Genomic DNA, 16,799 nt, shown 5'->3' on the forward strand with positions numbered 1-16,799 from the left:
TCGCTCATCAACGAAGGCGGCCGGCGTCTCGCGCCGGCCGTTCGCCATCGCCAGTGCCGGTCGACGGTGGTCAGGGCAGCTCGGCGACGACCTCGCGGATCAGAGTGCGCAGCCACAGCAGGCCGGCATCGTTGGAGCGGTAGCGATGCCATTGCACGCGCTGCCGCAGCGCCGGCAGCGCGATCGGCAGCTCGATGATGCGGATGGGAAGGCTGCGCTGGGCGGCGATGGCGAGCCGCCGGTGCACGGTGGCAAGGCGGTTCGTCCCGGCAACGAGATGCGGAATGGCGGTGAACGCGTAGACCGAAACGTCCTCGCTGCGGCTCGTGTTGCGCTGCTCCAGATAATAGGTTTCGAGCGATTGTGCCGCGATCGCCGGCCGCATCACGACGTGGGACGACTTGGCGAAATCCTGCCGTGACAGCTTGCCCTTGCCATACTTTCCCTTGCTCCACGCGATGACGCAGAAGTCGTCCTCGAAGATCACCTCGGACGGGTGCAGCTTGGAGCTGAATTCCTCCGGGATGATCAGCAGGTCGACGTCGCCGCGCTCGAGCGCGCGCTCTGGCCGCTGCACCTGCTGCAGGAAGTCGAAGCGGATACCGGGCGCAAGGGCCTCGCTGCGCGCCAGCAGCCGCGGGATCAGCGTCACCAGCGTGTAGTCCGACGCCAGGATCTTGAAGCAGCGGTCGGACTGCGCGGGATCGAACTCGGCAGACGAGGCGATGGCCCAGTCGACCCGCACCAGAAGGTCCCTGATCGAGTCCTTCAGCGTCTCCGCTCGCGGCGTCAGCTCCATTTTGCGGCCGATCTTCACCAGCAGTTCGTCATCGAAATAGGTTCGCAGACGCAGCAAGGCATTGCTCATCGCGGACTGCGTCATGTTCATGCGCGCGGCGGCGCCGCTGACGCTGCGCAGGTGCAGCAGATGGTCGAGCGCGACCAGGAGATTGAGGTCGAACTTGTTGTTGAAGCGCATCGGCGGCCTCGCTCGAGGTATTCAAGAGATCAATGCGATCAATCTTGTTAATCAATTTTTCGAAATGGTCAAACGGGGCTATGCCAGACCTCGGGAAGAACGTCGAGGAAGACGCGTGGCCGGGCCGCGCGTCGCGAGTGCATTCATGTTCAAGTATTTTCCGACCAACTATGTCTGGAATCTCTCGGTCGATCTCGCGATCGAGATGGGCGCGCGGATCGGCGAGATCGAAGAGATGTGCGCGCCGCTGCAGGAGGCGGCCCGGCAGCCCGATGCCAACGGTACCCAGGCCTTCCGCGAGACCTGGGCGCGGATGGCAGACAAACTCTGTGCGCTCGCGTCCGAGGACGAGGCGAAAGGGCGGCTGCTGTCGGCCGGCGAGAAATATGGCCGCGCAGCGAGCTATCTGATCACCTGCGAGCGTCTGCAGGCGCACGAGGCGCCGGGGCGGCTGGCGCTGTACCGCAGATGTCTCGACGTGTTCGCCAAGGGCATTGCACTGGCGCGGGAGAACTGCGAGCGCGTCGAGATTCCCTATGAAGGCTCCCACATTGCCGGTCTCATGGTCCGCGCGGAAGGGCGCGACGGGCCGGCGCCGCTGCTGGTGCAGGTCAACGGCCTGGATTCGACCAAGGAGATGAAATACCGCGTCGGCTTGCCCGCCTGGCTCGCCCGACGGGGCGTGTCGTCGCTCGTGATCGACCAGCCCGGATCGGGCGAGGCGCTCCGGCTGCAGGGGCTCGCCGCGCGCCATGACAGCGAGCATTGGGCGTCCCGGGTCGTCGACTGGCTGGAGACCCGCAGCGACGTCGACCCGAAGCGGATCGGTCTCGAGGGCGTCTCGCTCGGTGGCTACTACTGTCCGCGCGCGGTGGCTTTCGAGCCGCGCTTTGCCTGCGGCGTCGCCTGGGGTGCCAATCACGATTGGCGCGACGTGCAGAAGAGGCGCCTGCAGAAGGAAGGTGATTTCCCGGTTCCGCATTACTGGGCGCATGTGCGCTGGGTGTGGGGTGCGAGAGATCAGGACGACTTCATGCGGATTGCCGAGCAGGTTCACCTCGACGGCATTCTCGACCGCATCAAGGTGCCGTTCCTGGTGACGCATGGCGAAAAGGACTCGCAGATTCCGCTGCATTGGGCCGAGCGGACCTATGAGCAACTGGTGAATTCGCCCAAGCGCGAGCTGAAGGTCTTCACCGCGCGTGAAGGCGGCGCCCAGCATGCGAGCTTCGACAACAGCATCAATGCCGGCCACTACATCGCGGACTGGGTCGCAGAGACATTGAACGGACACATCGCCTGAAGCAGCAGGTGGAGAGGAAAGTTATGAAAATTGTCGGTCTGGAGAGCCTGATATTCGGTGTCGACGACGTGAGAGGCGCGGCGCGCTTCCTGGTCGATTACGGGCTGACGCCCGTCGACGTCTCCGATCGCGGCGGCCGCTTCGAGGCGATCGACGGCACCGCCGTGGTGATCGCACGGCAGGATGATCCGGCTCTGCCGCCGGGGCCCGTGCCGGGCTGCCGTCTGCGCAAGACGGTGATGGGCGTCGCCGACGAGGCGACGCTGGGGGCGATCACCGCCGAGCTGCGGCGCGACCGCGAGGTCCGGCGGCTGCCCGATGGCTCGATCGAGTCGACCGACGATTCCGACTTCGTGATCGGCTTTCAACTGACGGCACGGCGGCCGTTCATGCTGGCCAGCGAGATCTCGAATGCGCCGGGCGGCGTGGTGTTCCGGCCGATCAACAGCCTCGGCGTGCCGCCGCAGGGCAGCGTGATCCGTCCGCGCTCGCTGTCGCATGTGGTCTATTTCGTGCCCGACGTGGTGAAGGCCGAGGCGTTCTACGTCAACCGGCTCGGCTTCCGCTGCACCGACCGCTTCACCGGCACCGGGCCGTTCCTGCAGCCGGGCGGCTCGCTCGACCATCACACCCATTTCCTGATCGGCGCGCCGCCGCACATGCACGGCGTGGAGCACTTCACGTTCCATTTCGGTGGTCCTTCGGAAATGATCACCAACGGCTATCGCTTCGTCGAGAAGGGCTATCAGGCGTTCTGGGGCCCCGGCCGTCACATCCTGGGCTCGAACTGGTTCTGGTACTTCAATAGCCCGTTCGGCTGCCACATCGAGATGGATGCCGACATGGACCAGCACGATGCGAGCTGGCAGCCGCGCGAGGCGACGGCATCCGCCGACAATTCGCAGACCTTCCTGATGAAGATGCGCAAGAAATGGTACCCCGGCCCCGGAATCCCCGAGAATGGCGACTACGCGTGAGGCCGAGGCGCGATGGATCCGGCTGTGCCGCGCCGATGAGATCGGCGAGGCGCAGTCGCGCGGCTTCGATCCCGATGATGAGGGGCAGGACAGCCTGTTCGTCGTGCGCCGGCACGGACAGCTGCATGGCTGGCGCAACGCCTGTCCGCATATCGGCGGTGCGCCGATGGCCTGGCGCAGGGATGCGTATCTCAACGCCGACGGCACGCGTATCGTCTGTCACGCGCACGGCGCCGAGTTCATGCCCGACACCGGGCTGTGCGTGCAGGGGCCGTGCCGCGGCGAGCGGTTGAGCCGTCTCGAGCTCGTCGTCATCGACGGCGAGTTGTTCGTAAAGTCATAACATGCCCGCAAGGGCGGACTGCAGAGGGGGAAGCACCATGGCAGTGGTGAGCAGGGTGCTGACGATCGGAGGCGGCTTTTCCGGTATGGCCGCGTCGATCCAGATGCGCAAGGCGGGCATCAACATCGATCTCGTCGAGGTCGATCCGAACTGGCGGCCGGAGGGCGCCGGCATCACGGTCAGCGGACCGACCTTGCGCGCGCTCGAGACGATCGGCGTGTTCGCGGAATTCGCGCGGCGCGGCTACACGGCTGACGGTGTCGACCTGTTCGCGCCATCGGGGCATCGGATCGGCGAGATCCCGACACCGAAGGCCGTAGGATCGGATGTGCCCGGCGGCGGCGGAATCATGCGGCCCGAACTCGGGCGCATCCTCGCCGATGCGACGCGCGCCGCTGGCGTTCACGTGCGTGTCGGCTGCACCTACACGCGGATCACGCAGCACGACGGCGATGTCGAGGTCGCCTTCACCGATGGCACGACGGGCCGTTATGATCTCGTGGTGGCTGCCGATGGCGTGCATTCGAAGACGCGGGCGCTGCTGTTTCCCGAGGTCAAGCCGCCGCAATACATCGGCCAGGTGGTCTGGCGCGCCGTGCTGCCGCGGCCGGCCGACATCGTGCGTCCGCGGATGTGGCTGGGTGGTGCGGTCAAGGCGGGCGTCAACCCGGTGTCGCCGAGCCACATGTATATGTTCGTGACGGAGGCGCGGCCGGAAAAGCTCCAGGCCGAGCGCGCGTCCTGGCCGCAACTGGTCGCGGACCTGCTGGCGCCGTTCAGCGATCCCGTGCTGGTGGCACTGCGGGCGCATTTGTTCGCTCCCGACGCCGCCATCGACTATCGGCCGCTCGCCAACCTGCTGGTGCCGGCGCCGTGGAATCGCGGCCGCGTCATCCTGATCGGCGACACCGTGGCCGCGACCACGCCTCACCTCGCCTCCGGCGCGGGCATCGGCATCGAGAGCGGCATCGTGCTGGCCGAGGAGCTGGCTCGCGCGACGACCCTGCAGGAGGCGTTCGACCGCTTCCATGCGCGCCGCTGGGAGCGCTGCCGCATGGTGATCGAGAACTCCGCGCAGCTCTGCCGCATCGAAATGGAGAACGGCGACAAGGCGGAGCACGCCAGGATCATGCGCGAGTCGATCGTCGGGCTGACGCAGCCGATCTGAGCCAACAACATCAACGAACAACATCATCAACGGGGAGGAAGCAATGACGGTGACGACGGAGACGTGGCGCGGACGCATCGCGCTGATGGTCGCGCATTGCGCCGGGATGGTCGATCTCGTCGCGCTGCCGGTCTGGGTGGGCGCGCTGATCGAGCGCTACAGGTTCAGCCCGCAGCAGGCGGGACTGCTGGCCACGCTGTTCCTGCTGGGCGCCGTGCTCAGCAGCCTGTTCTTCGCACCTCGCTTCAACCGGATGAACGCCCGCCTGGCGGCGGCTGCGGGATACGCCGTGGCCGCGCTGGTGTTCCTGGCCGCGAGCCGAACGTCGGAGTTTGCGCTGCTCGCGATGCTGCACGCGCTGGGCGGCGCAACAGCGGCCTGCGGGCTGAGCTTCACTCACGGCACCATCGCACGCAGCGCCAACCCGCACCGCCTGTTCGCCATCGTCGGAATGGCGCTCGGTGTGTTTGCCATTCTGTTTCTCGGCATGACGCCCAATCTCGTGGCGAGCTTCGGCGGCCAGGCCTTGTTCGTCGTGTTTGCCGGCGTGATGGCGGTCGCGGCGCTGGCGGCGGCGCTGTCATTTCCGAAGGGCGTGGTGCGCAGTGACGAGGATCTGATCGCGGAGGTCAGCCATCTGCCGCGCGCCGTCTGGTTCGGCATTGCCGGCATCAGCTGCATGGCGCTGACCCAGGCGATGCTGTTCAGCTTCATCGAGCGGATCGGCGCTGACCGCGGCTTCGAAGCTGACGCGGTGACGGGCGTGCTGATCGCGCTCGGCTTCGTCAACCTGCTGCCGGCGCCGCTCGCCGCCATAATGGAGCGGCGGCTACCGGCGCGACACGTGCTGCTGGCGGGCCCGGTCTGCCAGGCGCTGATCGCCGTGACGATCACCTTCGGCTCCGGCTTCGTCGCCTATGCGGTCCCGACCGCGATCTTTGCCGCGGTGATGATCTTCACCCACACCTTTGCGTTCGGGCTGCTGTCGCGTCTCGACCCGACCGCGCGGGCGTTGGCCGGCACGCCGGCGATGCTGATGATCGGCGCTGCGATCGGCCCCATTCTCGGCGGTACCTTGGTGCAGCTGTTCGGCTATCCTGCGCTCGGGCTCGGCGCCGTCATCATCTCATCCGTCGCCGTCGTGATGTTCTCGCGCGTGTTCGCTGCGCGCGGCGCAGCGTCCGCCGCCTCTCTCGAAATCGCCTGACCAGGAGGCCTCCAGCATGACCCTTCCGCAGATCCGCCGCGTCGTCACCGGCCATGACGCGCAGGGCGCCGCCGTGATCTCGTCCGACGGCGCCTTGCCAACCGTCACCGAGCTGGCGGCGATCCCCGGCACCTTCTTCCACGAGGTCTGGAGCACGCAGGCAACGCCGGCGCTGATCGACAACGGTCCCGATCCGACGATCGGGCCGCTGCGGCTGCCGCCGCCAACGCATGGCAGCCGCATCCGCTTCGTCGACATTCCGCCGGATACCGAGGACTTTCTCCGCAACGGCGCGGCGCGCATGAATGCCGCGTTCAGCCAGATCGGCGACCCCCACGCCTCGACCGTGACGACGGAATCGCCACATCCGCTGATGCACCGCACCGAGACGATCGACTATGGCATCGTCATCTCCGGTGAGATCACGCTGGTGCTCGACAAGGGCACCGCTGACCTCAAGGTCGGCGACGTGGTGATCCAGCGCGGCACCAACCACGCCTGGGCCAACCGCAGCGACAAGCCGTGCCGGATGCTGTTCATCCTGGTCGACGGCAAGTTCGGTCCCGAAGCCAACCCGACCAAGGCCAGCTGATGAGACTCGCGACCTATCGGAACGGCAGCCCCGACGGCGGCCTGGTCATCGTCTCCGGGGATCAGGCGCGCGCGTGCAATGCCAGCGCCATCGCACCGGATCTGCTGACGGCGCTGCGGAATTGGCAGCAGGTCGAGCCGGCGTTGCGCCAGCTCGCTGAAAGTCTCGAGGATGGATCGGCTGCCGATGTAACGGCGTTCGATCCCGCGCGATGCCTCGCACCGCTGCCGCGCGCGCCGCAATGGCTGGATGGCTCGGCCTTCCTGAATCACGGACGGCTGATGGATGTCGCCTTCAACAAGCCGCCGATCCCCGACTTCGACACCGTCCCGGTGATGTACCAGGGCGCCAGCGACGACTTCCTCGGGCCGCAGGACGATGTTCCCTTCGTGACAGAAGCTGATGGCATCGACTTCGAGGGCGAGTTCGGCGTCATCGTCGACGACGTGCCGATGGCTGCTTCTGCCGAAGAGGCTGCGCAACGAATCCGGCTGCTGGTGCAGATCAACGACTGGAGCCTGCGCGCGGTCGGCGCGCGCGAGGTTCGCACCGGCTTCGGCTTCCTGCAGGCGAAGCCCTCGACCAGCTTCGCGCCGTTTGCGGTGACGCCGGACGAGGTCGGCGATGCCTGGCGCGATGGCCGGCTCGACATGGCCCTGCATGTCCGGCGCAATGGCGAGCGGATCGGCGCAGCCTCGGGCCGCGAGATGGCGTTCTCGTTCCCGCAGCTGATCGCCCATGCGGCGCGGACGCGGCGGTTGACGGCCGGCACGATCATCGGCTCGGGCACGGTCTCGAACGCCGATCGCGCCGCCGGATCGAGCTGCCTTGCCGAGGTCCGGGCGATCGAGATGATCGAGCACGGCGCGGCGCGGACCTCGTTCCTGCGCTTCGGTGAGGAGGTGACCATGCAGGCCTGCTTCGCCGATGGCCGGCCGGGTCCGTTCGGGCGTGTCGCGCAGCGCGTGGTTCGTGCGGCGGGCGCCGACCGGCCGGATTGAACCATGCGTATTCTTGTCACGGGGGCCGCGGGCTTCATCGGCCGTGCGCTGCTGCATCGGTTGCTGATCGACATGGACGGTGCTGAAATCACCGCACTCGATCTCGCCGAGGCGCCAGCGGGATTGTCCGGTGCGCGTCTGTCCTGGATCCGAGGCGGCCTCGACGATCCCGCCGTGCTCGAGCAACTCGGCGCCGCGCCGTTCCACCTCGTGTTCCACCTCGCCAGCATTCCCGGCGGCCGCGCCGAGGCCGCGCCCGCGCTCGGCCGCCGCGTCAATCTCGATGCGTCGCTGGATCTCTTCCAGCTGCTGGCGGAGAGCCGACATCGGCCGCGCTTGGTCTATGCCAGCAGCATCGCCGTCTACGGCGCGCTTGCGGAGGCGCGGGTCAGCGCGACGACGGAGGCGCGGCCGGCGATCACCTATGGCGCGCACAAGCGGATGGTGGAGATCGCGCTCGCCGATCACACGCGACGCGGAGATCTGTTGGGTATCGCACTGCGGCTGCCCGGCATCGTGGCGCGGCCCAGGCCCGTGAGCGGCTTCGGATCGGCGTTCATGAGCGAGCTGCTGCATGCGCTGTCCGCGGGCGAGCGCTATGTCTGTCCGGTGTCGCCGGGCGCGACGGCCTGGTGGTTGTCCGCGAAGGCCGCCGTCGACAATCTCCTCCTCGCCGGGAAGCTCGATGTCTGCGGAACCCTGCAGCTTCCGGCGCTTCGTCTCTCGATCGCCGAGGTGGTGGACGGCCTGGCGCAGCTGCTCGGCGCGGAGCGCGCCGCGCGCGTGACGTTCGATCCCGATCAAGGCATAGAGGACGTCTTCGGCCGCTATCCCGAGTTGGATGCCACCGCCGAGCTGGCCCTCGGCTTCGCCCACGATGGATCGGTGGCGGAGATGATCGCGAATGCGGTGCGCGCGATCGCATGACGGGGAATGAGCCCAACTCGCCGGACCAGCATCTGTCGGGCGAGGCCATGGGCACCGCGGCCATGGCGTCCCAAAAGGAGTGCTGATTCTTTGATTTTGTTGGTTTTCCCTGCTTCCTTAGGGAGCGCCAGTTTCCAAGCTGAACTATTGATTTCTGGGAGTTTGAGCCGGACTACATGTTCGGCAGGATGGGCGTTGACGCCAAGGTCGGTGGTGCCGCAATCCCAGGCTGGACCGTTACGGCTCTGGTGTTCATTCCATTCGCGGCTGGTTATTTCCTGTCGTACCTGTTCCGGACGATCAATGGCGTGGTCTCCCCGCGCCTCGCCTCCGAGCTTGGACCGATGCTGATGATCGCTCTTGGCGCTCGCCGAGGCGAAGCAAGCCTCGCGTCTGGAGGTCGTATCAATAGAGCCGAGCCGGACAAATGCAGTGCTGCGGTTGGAGGCTCCGGCACGTCGCGATGAACTGATGTGCCGGCCGGCTCCATCGGGGAGCGGCGGAGGCTCATTTCGCACCCGACAGGAAGCTCTTGATGAAATCGACGGCTCCCGCCGATTTTGCCGGATCGGACGGCGGCGCTTCGGCGGCCGACGGTTGCGCCGCCAGACGCGCGGTGTGCGCGTGAAGATGCCGCGTCCGCCGGTGGGCGTGAGTGGCGCTCTGCCCGTGCCTCTGCGAAGCACTGCTCACGGTGATCGTGATCTTCTTCGATACCAGCGGTGGATCGAAGTTGAAGTGCATGCCGTCGCCCAGGACGAGCTGCAGGTTATGCTTGCCGGGGGGCAGCTCGATCAGGGCCTCGGTCTCGCCCGCGCCGTAGTGCAGGTGCTTTCTGTCCTGCGGAATCGGCTCGCCCGGGCTGATCGGCTCATCGGCGTCGATCAGGAGGTGATGATGGCCGGTGTTGGCAAAGGCGTCACCGGCATGGGTCACGCCCATGTTGCGAAGTCCGAACCGGCACCAGAACGCGGTCTTCACGGTGTCGCCGTCGGTTGGCGTGATGAAATACAGGTAGGCGTCCTTCGGCGCCGTTTTCGCCTGCGCCCATGCGAGAGTCGGCAACAGCACCAGCGTGTAGGCCAACACGGTGGACCCGAGCGTCGCGACTGCGGCGAGACGACGTCGTCGCCAGGGCGTCAGATCCAGTAGCGGCGCGCGACGCGTAGATTTCTCACTCCACATATCCCCAACTCATAAACAACGACGATCATCGATCGCAAATATCGAACGGTGTAGCCGGTCCATGAATGGGGCGTAGCGCGGCAAATTTGAGGTTTCGATCGGTCTCGTCCTACGATTCCCGATAAGAATTTGAATAAAGAGGCTCGGCAGACCAGGCGTCCTGCGGATCTGCGACGCTGGTGTTCGCTGTGGCGCGAGACATTTGCGGGCGCAGGCCCCGCATCGGCGTCGACGGCACGCTGGCCTGGCTCAGCATACCGCGGCCGCATCAGAGCGAAAGAGCGAGGCGAAAGCCATGGGTCGGATACCTGACGCGCCCATCATAGCGGTCGCGGCTCCCGCTGCGGGCATAGCTCGCATCCTTCTTCCATGAACCCGAGCGAATGACATGGACGAAGCTCTGCTCGTCGATCCATGCCGAGCCATCGGACGGCGCGCCCTGATAGCTCTTGTGCCAGCTGTCGGCCACCCATTGGTCGACGCTCCCGCCCATGTCGAACAGGCCAAACGGATTGGCCGCAAAGCTTCCGACCTTCATGAGCTGCGCGGGCGCGCCGGGCTCGTTGCATCCGTTGCAATTGGCCATGCCGGAGCGCATCCGGTCGCCCCACCAGAACGCCGTCGTTGCGCCGCCGCGCGCTGCATATTCCCATTCGGCCTCGGTCGGGAGCCGGAACGGCTTGCCGACGGCCCGCGAGAGCCAAGCCAGATAGCCCCTGACGTCGTCGTAGCCGACATTCGTCACGGGGTTGTCGTCCGGGCCGCTCATCACGTCGGCGCATGCCCCGTCAGCCACGCACGCCTTCCACTCGCCAATCGTGACCGGGTATTTGCCGAGCGCGAACGGCTTGATCGTGACGCGGTGGACCGGAAGCTCGGAGCTCTCGACGCCGCCCATCGCGAATGCCCCTCCTGGAATCATCACCATGTCAGGCAGGCGAATCGCGGCTGCCTCCGCCGGCCCTGGGGTCGCAGTCGACTCTGCTGCCGGCGCAGTCTCGGGAGCGGTCGCAGCGCTTGCCGACGCGAGCAGGGCGGGTGCCTCGAGCGGCGCGGTTTCCGTGGAACGCGAGAGCGTTGCAGGGTCCGAGGGCGCGTCCGGCATCGGCGCCGGGGCGGTCGCGGCCGACATGGCCTCTGCCGTGACGACGCGCCCCGAACTCTCGACGCTTGCGCGGCTCCACGCGGCCACGGAGGCCTCGGCGGCTTGCGGCTGTGTTGGCGGGGGAGCGGCCGGCTCCCGCGCCAGCATGAACCAGCTGGCGGCGGCAGCGAGCAACAATGCGCCGAGGCTGGCCGCCGCAGCGCGGGTCCAGACCAGCGGCCTGCGCTCCGCCCTTGCTGCGGCCGCGCGCAGCCTCGTGGCCAGCTTGTCGTAGCCGTGCGCCTGCCAGATCTCCGCGCGGCTGCGCGCCTCGTTCGGGGCGTATTGAGCGATCGAGACGCCGGGAATGCTGCAGACGACCCGTCCCGCCTGTCCGCCACCGGGAGCGGTGGCCTCGACCTCGGCCGCATCGCATCGTGCGGCGAGCGATTGCTTCAAGGGGCCGCACATCATCAACAACAGTCCGCCGTCGCCCCTGCTGCGGCGCTCCTGGATCTCGGGGCAGGCGACCTGCTCGTCGAGGCGGTGGAAGCCGGGTGGGCGCAGCGTGTTCATCGCCACCCGCACGATCCGGCCGCACTGCTCGCAAGGCACCGGATAGGTCACGGCGGTCAGCGGTCGCTCGTCCCGATCGGTGACCGGAGCCTGCGATGGCGCGAGGATGTCGATGCCGATCATAGGACGGCGCCTTCCGTGCGTCGGCCTTGCCGCCGGATCATTGTCCCCAGGCGGCAAACGCATCCTTGAACGCGCGCTCACCGTCCGCTCCCTTCTCGATCGCCAGCACCGCCCGGCTGCCGCCATTGTAGACGATCGGGATGTCGATCCAGTCCTTGCCCTTGAGCAGCAACACGTTCCGCTTCATGTCGACATCCCCCGCCGACAGCGCGATCATGAAGAACTCCGGCGTCACCTTGGCGGTCATGGTGGTCAACGGGGTCCCGCGACCCGCTTCCTTGGGCTTCATGCTGACGCCCTTCAAGGTCTCCACCCCGGCGTGAGACGGGTCGTCCGGCCAGTTGAACTTGATCTCCATGATGTGGCTCGCCGGCATTTCGGCTTCCTTGTTTGGACGCAGCGACAACGTCGCCGTCATCCTCTTGTCGATCTCGACATCGCCTTTGATCGAGGCTGGCACCGCTCCTGCCGCAGGCTCGACATGCCAGGTGACTTTCCCGAGATAGCGCTTGCCGTGCGGATCCTGCGGATCCTCCTGGTACAGCACGGCATGTGACACCATCGTCTCGGTCGCGCTCCCCGTGGTGATCGCATCGCCGCCAGCACCGCCCCTGGCGTCAGGCGTTATCCGATCCGCGATGACCTTGCGCGGCTCGGCGGCGGCCGGCGAGGCGGCATTCCAGGACACCGGGAGTCGGTTCAAAACGGTTTGCAAGGACGTCGTGATCCGGCTCGCCGCCGGCTGCCAGTAGATCGATGCGCCAACCACCGCGACCGCCAAGCCGGCGGCAGCGGCCATCATGTGCCGGCGGAGCGAGCGGTGTGGACGCCTCGCTCCATGATCAGGCCGCGGACGCCGACCCGGCGACAGCGCGCGATGATCGATATGCACGGCGTCGCGCTCCGACTCGGCTTGGCCGCGCGTCGTCGTCTCGGACAGTTCCGCCGGGCGGGCGAGCACGGCCACCCGCGCGATGGTGGCATCGTCGGCCGGCGACCTCGCAGCCTCCGCGAGCCGATCGGCCGCGGACGGCTGATTCTCCTCGATCTCGACCGGCGCTGCGGGCGCGACGGACGCGGGCGGCGCAGAGGCGGGCGTATCAGACGACGAGGCGGCACGCGTTTCATCGGTCGCGACCTCATGCTCGCGGCGCCGCGTTGGACGCGCCCCGATGCCGGCGCCGGCGCGGTTGCCCAGCCAATCCGGCACCGGACTCTCGATCGAGATGGCCGGCTCAGCGCGTTGCTCCGAGAGCCGCGCCAGCGACAGGCTTTCGGCCACCGTGGCGATCTCGTCTTCCAGCGAATAGGCGCGGCCCGTTACGGATCGCGCGGATGCCGGGTGATCCTCCGCCGCGCCAGTGAGCCGCGCGGCAGCCGGATGCGGGCTGGTCGCCGGCTGTGCCGATGGCTGCTGTGAGCCGACGGCTGCAAGCGCGACCGGATCGACCCGGCGAGCGTGCTCCCGAAGTCTGATCATCCGGTCGGGAAACAGCATCTTGACGAAATCGCAGAGCGCTGCGCCCGGCAGCAGGAACTGGCGCATGGCAGCCGGACCGCTGCGCAGGATGCTGCGTGCGATGGTTTCGATGTCGTGCTCACCTTGCGCGACGCGCTCGCCGGTCTGCCGATCGTCATCGATGACGACGACCTTGCGGGCCCGGAGCATCGCAGTGAGTTCGCGCAGATCGGATTGCGAGGCATCGTCGATGACGACGAGATCAAATGCGCCGAGCCGGGCCGGTAGCTGCTCGGCCACGCGCCATGCCGGCACGAGCTGGCATGGGATGCCTTCGTAGCAGCTCTCGAGTGCCTCGCGTGCAGCCTGACGCAACCGGCATGCGGTGGGGCCGGAACAGGTCGCTGCCATCTTTCTCAGCGTGGTCATGAACACGGTGAGCGCCTGCCTCATGGCGCTGCCGGTGTTCTGTGCCAGGCCGAGATGCATCCGTGCCACGACGACCTGGCCGAACAGCTCGCGCAACTGCATCTCCAGCGCCGCGCGCTGGTCGGACAGGTCCTGCAAACGCTGATGCTGACCGATGCCTTCGGTCTGCCGCATCAGCACCGCCCAATTCCAGGCCATCATCCAATCTGCAACGAGCACCGGATCCCCGGTCTGCGGATGTGCCGGCTCGGTCCTGATCCGCCGGGCGAAGGCGTCCGCTCCGGCCTCGGTGATCGCTCGGCAGACCTCGTCGAGCAGCTCGAGATCCTGGCGCCGGTCGTGCAGCGACTGCAGCCGGGTGCGAAGGGTGCTCCAGCGCGCCTCGATGTCGCGCGGGTCGACACCATCGCAGCCGATCTGCGAGAGCACGTCGGCATGAGCCTGCGTTGCGAGCTTGCCGCTGCCGCCAAACAGCCCGTTCAGCCGGGTGAGCTCCAGCCGCTGCTTGCCGATGCGGAGAGCCATGCTCCTCACCGCAGCTGCCAGCGCAGAAAGTCGTCGGCCGTCACCGAGCAATCCGGCGATCGCGTCGTCCGGCATCGACAGCTTCGGTGCGGCGGTGAGAACATTGCGCTTCGCCAGCGCCGCCAGCACGATCGCGGCCTCGACGCTTTTGACGACGCGCTCGTGACCGTGGAACGTGTGAGAGGAGTCCGGCTCGGGCGCAGGCGCACCGATTTCGGCCGCCAGCGATCGCCATCTGGCGTCGAGCGAATGCAGGTGACGACGCCAGGTCAGATAGTCGCGAACATGGCCCCAGTCGGCCGCGCCTTTCGGCGCGAAGCCAGCCACCCTGATCGCCTCCACGGTCTGCTTCAACGCACGGCCGGACAGGGAGAATGTCGCGAACGGCCTTGCTCCGGCCGACAGCCGTTCGACAATCGTGAGCAGTTCCTGGCTGGCGAAGGCGTCCGCCGGCGTTTCCACCGGCCGAACCAGGAAGCCGGCACGTTGCGACAGCAGGGACGACGCATCGCGGGCAAAATCGACGAGGATGCTGCCGTCAACCGACATTGCATCGGCCTTGCGGCCGACCGGCGACAGCGCTGCGAGCCAGGGCTCGTCGGCAATGACCCGGTGGGCCGCCGCGAGCGCGTCGAGGTCGCCGGCGAGCAAGTCCGCTCCGTCCGGCCCGAGCTCCGCGATGATCTGGCAGGCAAGCCGGCTGTCATGGCTTTCGCCGTCGATCCGTGCCGGCTGCAGGTCTTCGTGCAAACGTCTCACGGTCACGGCGTCCGGCAGGGCCGCGATTTCCGGGAGCGCGTCGTCGACATATGCGAGATCGGTACCCAGCCGAACACGCGCCTCACGGGCCTGCTCGACTGCCGCAACCAGAAGGTCGCTCTCACTCATGAATCGTGACGGCTGATCGGTGAACCAGGCATAGGCGTCGCGGTCGGCGATCAGCATGGTCAACGCGTCGAACGGCAGGTCGGGGACACCGGATGACCGCAGCATGCTGCGGCTGGCGATGTCTGCGAACGCGTCATCGAGACGCGATATCTCGACGCTGGTCGCGATGATGTCGCGCTCCAGCCGATTGACCTGTTCCGCCTGCGCGCGCGGGTTCGTGGTCTTGAGGATCGACAGCAGCCGGCTGACGGCTGTCTCCGCATGCTTCAAGACGTCCTTGTCGGAGCCGGTTAGATCGACGGTCAGATCACGGACGGCGCGCGGCAGCTTCTCGGACAAAAGTCCGAGTGCAGCCTCGTTGCGTGAGACGACGAGAACGCGCAGGCCCATTGCGAGGTGATGGCAAACCAGGTTGACGAGGGTGGACGTGCGCTCGGACCCGCGCGCGCCTTGCACGACAAGTCCGTCCGATCGCCGGAGCTGTCGCACGACCTCCATCTGGTCGGAGTTCGTCGGCAGCGGAAAGAACAGGTCGCCGTGATCCGCCGCGATCTGCGCATCCGGCCCGACGTCGATCGGGTCACCGATCACGCCGGATAGACGACGGCGCGCGCCGTCATGGGCTTCGTGGTCCGGCGCGCCAAGCAGAAGGCGAGACGTTGCGGCCAGGCAGCAAGCGTCGCCGGGCGCGTATTCGATCGCTCGCTTCAGCCGCTCGATGTCGCGCAACAGCAGTGCGTCCGAGCGCGGCCGCGCAAAGATCACCCAGCGATCGGAGACGACCAGTTGCTCGTCCTCCTCGGGAAGCAGCAACGCGGAGTCGGGCATGGTGGGACAGTAGATCCCATGCGGGTCGAGCTGTGAGCCGATGGCGCTGAGAACCGGCTCGAAGCTGGCGGGCTGGAATGGCGAAAGCTCGTTGCCGCGCTCGATCGTCTCGAGCAACTGCTCGGCCGTTTGCCCCGCCAATCCGGCCGCTGATGTCAGCGGTTCGAACGCCTTGAGATTGACCGTCGCGCCGACCATGCGGGGCCGGATTCTGATTTCGGTGTCGGAGCCATCGAGGACCTCGATCTCGACCAGGCGTTCGAGCAGCGGAAGATCCAGCTCGCGGCCTTGTTGCCGCCAGCGTGACACGCCAATGCCCCACACGATTTCGCAGCTGCCATCGTTGCCTCCGGCTCCCGCCACGCGAGCCATCTCGCGCAATCGCTGGTGAACCGCGATGGTCTTGCGGCGTAGCCGCTCGGCCGCGGCCCAATTTGTCCACGAGCCGGCGAGATAGCGGTCCAGACGCTCGACGATGTCCGGGCGTTGCTCAAGATGCAATCGCACGTTCCAGAGCCCGGCGGCCACCCCCGGGCCGTTCGCCGGCGAGCAGTGCTCGCCGCGTGCGTGACCGGCCGCGATCAGCCGGTCTTTTTCCGCCGCGTGCACCGTGATCGTCACGCGTTGCCGAACCAGCGGGCGACGGTCCGGATCAGCGGACACGTCAATCCACATTGCCAAGTCGTACTCGACGGCGGGAGGATCGGTGGCGACCAGGCGTTCGATGGAGAGCCACACGGGCCCATCAGCGTCGAACGTGTTGTAGGTAATGCCGGGCAGCTTCTCCAGCTCATGCTGATGAAACACGAAGCATTGTCCGCCCGCAAGCCGATGGTCAGACAGGCGCGCGACCGCACGTGCATTGCGCAGGATCATCTCGGTGAGATACCCAAGAACATTCTGCAACGGTCCGGCCGCCGGCTCCAACCGATGGACAGCGTTCATAGTGCCTCTCCGATGATAGCGGCGACCAAGCGAAGCAATCGGTTCACCCTCAACTCCCGTCCTGACGTCCGTCCCGCTTTGCAGAAAATTCCGTCACGCGCGTCGAAGAAGATGGACGTATCTGACTATTCACGATCCTGATGTGGTCAGGCGCCGTCTTCGTCGATGGCATTCGAGGGAATACTGAAGCCAACGTCAGATAGACCACACTAACTGGCGAATAATAGCGTCACGCAATGCGGCGTAATGATGGGAGCGAG

Annotated in this window: 13 protein-coding genes; 9 read left to right on the plus strand and 4 right to left on the minus strand. The window is 66.8% G+C overall.

Annotated elements, in window-relative coordinates; all coding sequences use genetic code 11:
* Positions 1–70: 70 nt before the first annotated feature.
* Complete coding sequence (locus tag QX073_RS26145) at positions 71–979, minus strand: LysR family transcriptional regulator (RefSeq protein ID WP_315715571.1); 909 nt, start codon at positions 977–979, stop codon at positions 71–73.
* 145 nt (positions 980–1,124) lie between these two features.
* Here QX073_RS26145 and QX073_RS26150 point away from each other — a divergent pair, with 145 nt between their 5' ends.
* From QX073_RS26150 to QX073_RS34460, 9 genes are all read left to right on the plus strand, one after another.
* Positions 1,125–2,282: an alpha/beta hydrolase family protein gene (locus QX073_RS26150; protein WP_316186004.1), complete on the plus strand. Its 1,158-nt coding sequence runs from the start codon at positions 1,125–1,127 to the stop codon at positions 2,280–2,282.
* A 23-nt stretch (positions 2,283–2,305) separates the two neighbouring features.
* On the plus strand, positions 2,306–3,259 hold the full coding sequence (locus QX073_RS26155) for a VOC family protein (RefSeq protein WP_316186005.1): 954 nt from the start codon (positions 2,306–2,308) through the stop codon (positions 3,257–3,259).
* Complete coding sequence (locus QX073_RS26160; protein WP_315715574.1) at positions 3,243–3,602, plus strand: Rieske (2Fe-2S) protein; 360 nt, start codon at positions 3,243–3,245, stop codon at positions 3,600–3,602. Before QX073_RS26155 ends, QX073_RS26160 begins: the two co-directional genes overlap by 17 nt.
* Positions 3,603–3,639: 37 nt before the next feature.
* Positions 3,640–4,770: an FAD-dependent oxidoreductase gene (locus QX073_RS26165; protein ID WP_315715575.1), complete on the plus strand. Its 1,131-nt coding sequence runs from the start codon at positions 3,640–3,642 to the stop codon at positions 4,768–4,770.
* A 49-nt stretch (positions 4,771–4,819) separates the two neighbouring features.
* Positions 4,820–5,977: an MFS transporter gene (locus tag QX073_RS26170; RefSeq protein ID WP_315715801.1), complete on the plus strand. Its 1,158-nt coding sequence runs from the start codon at positions 4,820–4,822 to the stop codon at positions 5,975–5,977.
* A 16-nt stretch (positions 5,978–5,993) separates the two neighbouring features.
* Complete coding sequence (locus QX073_RS26175) at positions 5,994–6,569, plus strand: cupin domain-containing protein (protein ID WP_315715576.1); 576 nt, start codon at positions 5,994–5,996, stop codon at positions 6,567–6,569.
* Complete coding sequence (locus QX073_RS26180) at positions 6,569–7,570, plus strand: fumarylacetoacetate hydrolase family protein (RefSeq protein ID WP_315715577.1); 1,002 nt, start codon at positions 6,569–6,571, stop codon at positions 7,568–7,570. Before QX073_RS26175 ends, QX073_RS26180 begins: the two co-directional genes overlap by 1 nt.
* A 3-nt stretch (positions 7,571–7,573) precedes the next feature.
* Positions 7,574–8,497 carry an NAD-dependent epimerase/dehydratase family protein gene (locus QX073_RS26185; protein ID WP_316186007.1) on the plus strand — a complete coding sequence of 308 codons (924 nt, stop codon included), beginning with the start codon at positions 7,574–7,576 and terminating at the stop codon, positions 8,495–8,497.
* Positions 8,498–8,673: 176 nt separating this feature from the next.
* Entirely contained in the window at positions 8,674–8,964 is a 291-nt protein-coding gene (locus QX073_RS34460) for a hypothetical protein (RefSeq protein ID WP_409998656.1), read from the plus strand.
* 40 nt (positions 8,965–9,004) lie between these two features.
* Here the strand turns inward: QX073_RS34460 and QX073_RS26195 are convergent, their stop codons facing one another.
* The 3 genes from QX073_RS26195 to QX073_RS26205 form a co-directional block, all read right to left on the minus strand.
* Positions 9,005–9,568: a DUF4399 domain-containing protein gene (locus tag QX073_RS26195; RefSeq protein WP_315715802.1), complete on the minus strand. Its 564-nt coding sequence runs from the start codon at positions 9,566–9,568 to the stop codon at positions 9,005–9,007.
* A 382-nt stretch (positions 9,569–9,950) separates the two neighbouring features.
* The gene (locus QX073_RS26200) at positions 9,951–11,465 is read right to left on the minus strand and encodes a formylglycine-generating enzyme family protein (protein WP_316226616.1); all 1,515 of its coding nucleotides are present in this window, start codon (positions 11,463–11,465) and stop codon (positions 9,951–9,953) included.
* 37 nt (positions 11,466–11,502) lie between these two features.
* Entirely contained in the window at positions 11,503–16,539 is a 5,037-nt protein-coding gene (locus tag QX073_RS26205) for a helicase (protein WP_316226617.1), read from the minus strand.
* Positions 16,540–16,799: the final 260 nt, after the last annotated feature.

It is taken from the genome of Bradyrhizobium sp. SZCCHNS3052 (assembly GCF_032484495.1).
Classification (GTDB): domain Bacteria; phylum Pseudomonadota; class Alphaproteobacteria; order Rhizobiales; family Xanthobacteraceae; genus Bradyrhizobium.

Bases quoted from the DNA above. Each gene is read 5' to 3' on its own strand.
- QX073_RS26145 (WP_315715571.1), bottom strand. From the start codon at position 979: ATGCGCTTCAACAACAAGTTCGACCTCAATCTCCTGGTCGCGCTCGAC.
- QX073_RS26150 (WP_316186004.1), top strand. From the start codon at position 1,125: ATGTTCAAGTATTTTCCGACCAACTATGTCTGGAATCTCTCGGTCGAT.
- QX073_RS26155 (WP_316186005.1), top strand. From the start codon at position 2,306: ATGAAAATTGTCGGTCTGGAGAGCCTGATATTCGGTGTCGACGACGTG.
- QX073_RS26160 (WP_315715574.1), top strand. From the start codon at position 3,243: ATGGCGACTACGCGTGAGGCCGAGGCGCGATGGATCCGGCTGTGCCGC.
- QX073_RS26165 (WP_315715575.1), top strand. From the start codon at position 3,640: ATGGCAGTGGTGAGCAGGGTGCTGACGATCGGAGGCGGCTTTTCCGGT.
- QX073_RS26175 (WP_315715576.1), top strand. From the start codon at position 5,994: ATGACCCTTCCGCAGATCCGCCGCGTCGTCACCGGCCATGACGCGCAG.
- QX073_RS26180 (WP_315715577.1), top strand. From the start codon at position 6,569: ATGAGACTCGCGACCTATCGGAACGGCAGCCCCGACGGCGGCCTGGTC.
- QX073_RS26185 (WP_316186007.1), top strand. From the start codon at position 7,574: ATGCGTATTCTTGTCACGGGGGCCGCGGGCTTCATCGGCCGTGCGCTG.
- QX073_RS34460 (WP_409998656.1), top strand. From the start codon at position 8,674: ATGTTCGGCAGGATGGGCGTTGACGCCAAGGTCGGTGGTGCCGCAATC.
- QX073_RS26200 (WP_316226616.1), bottom strand. From the start codon at position 11,465: ATGATCGGCATCGACATCCTCGCGCCATCGCAGGCTCCGGTCACCGAT.
- QX073_RS26205 (WP_316226617.1), bottom strand. From the start codon at position 16,539: ATGAACGCTGTCCATCGGTTGGAGCCGGCGGCCGGACCGTTGCAGAAT.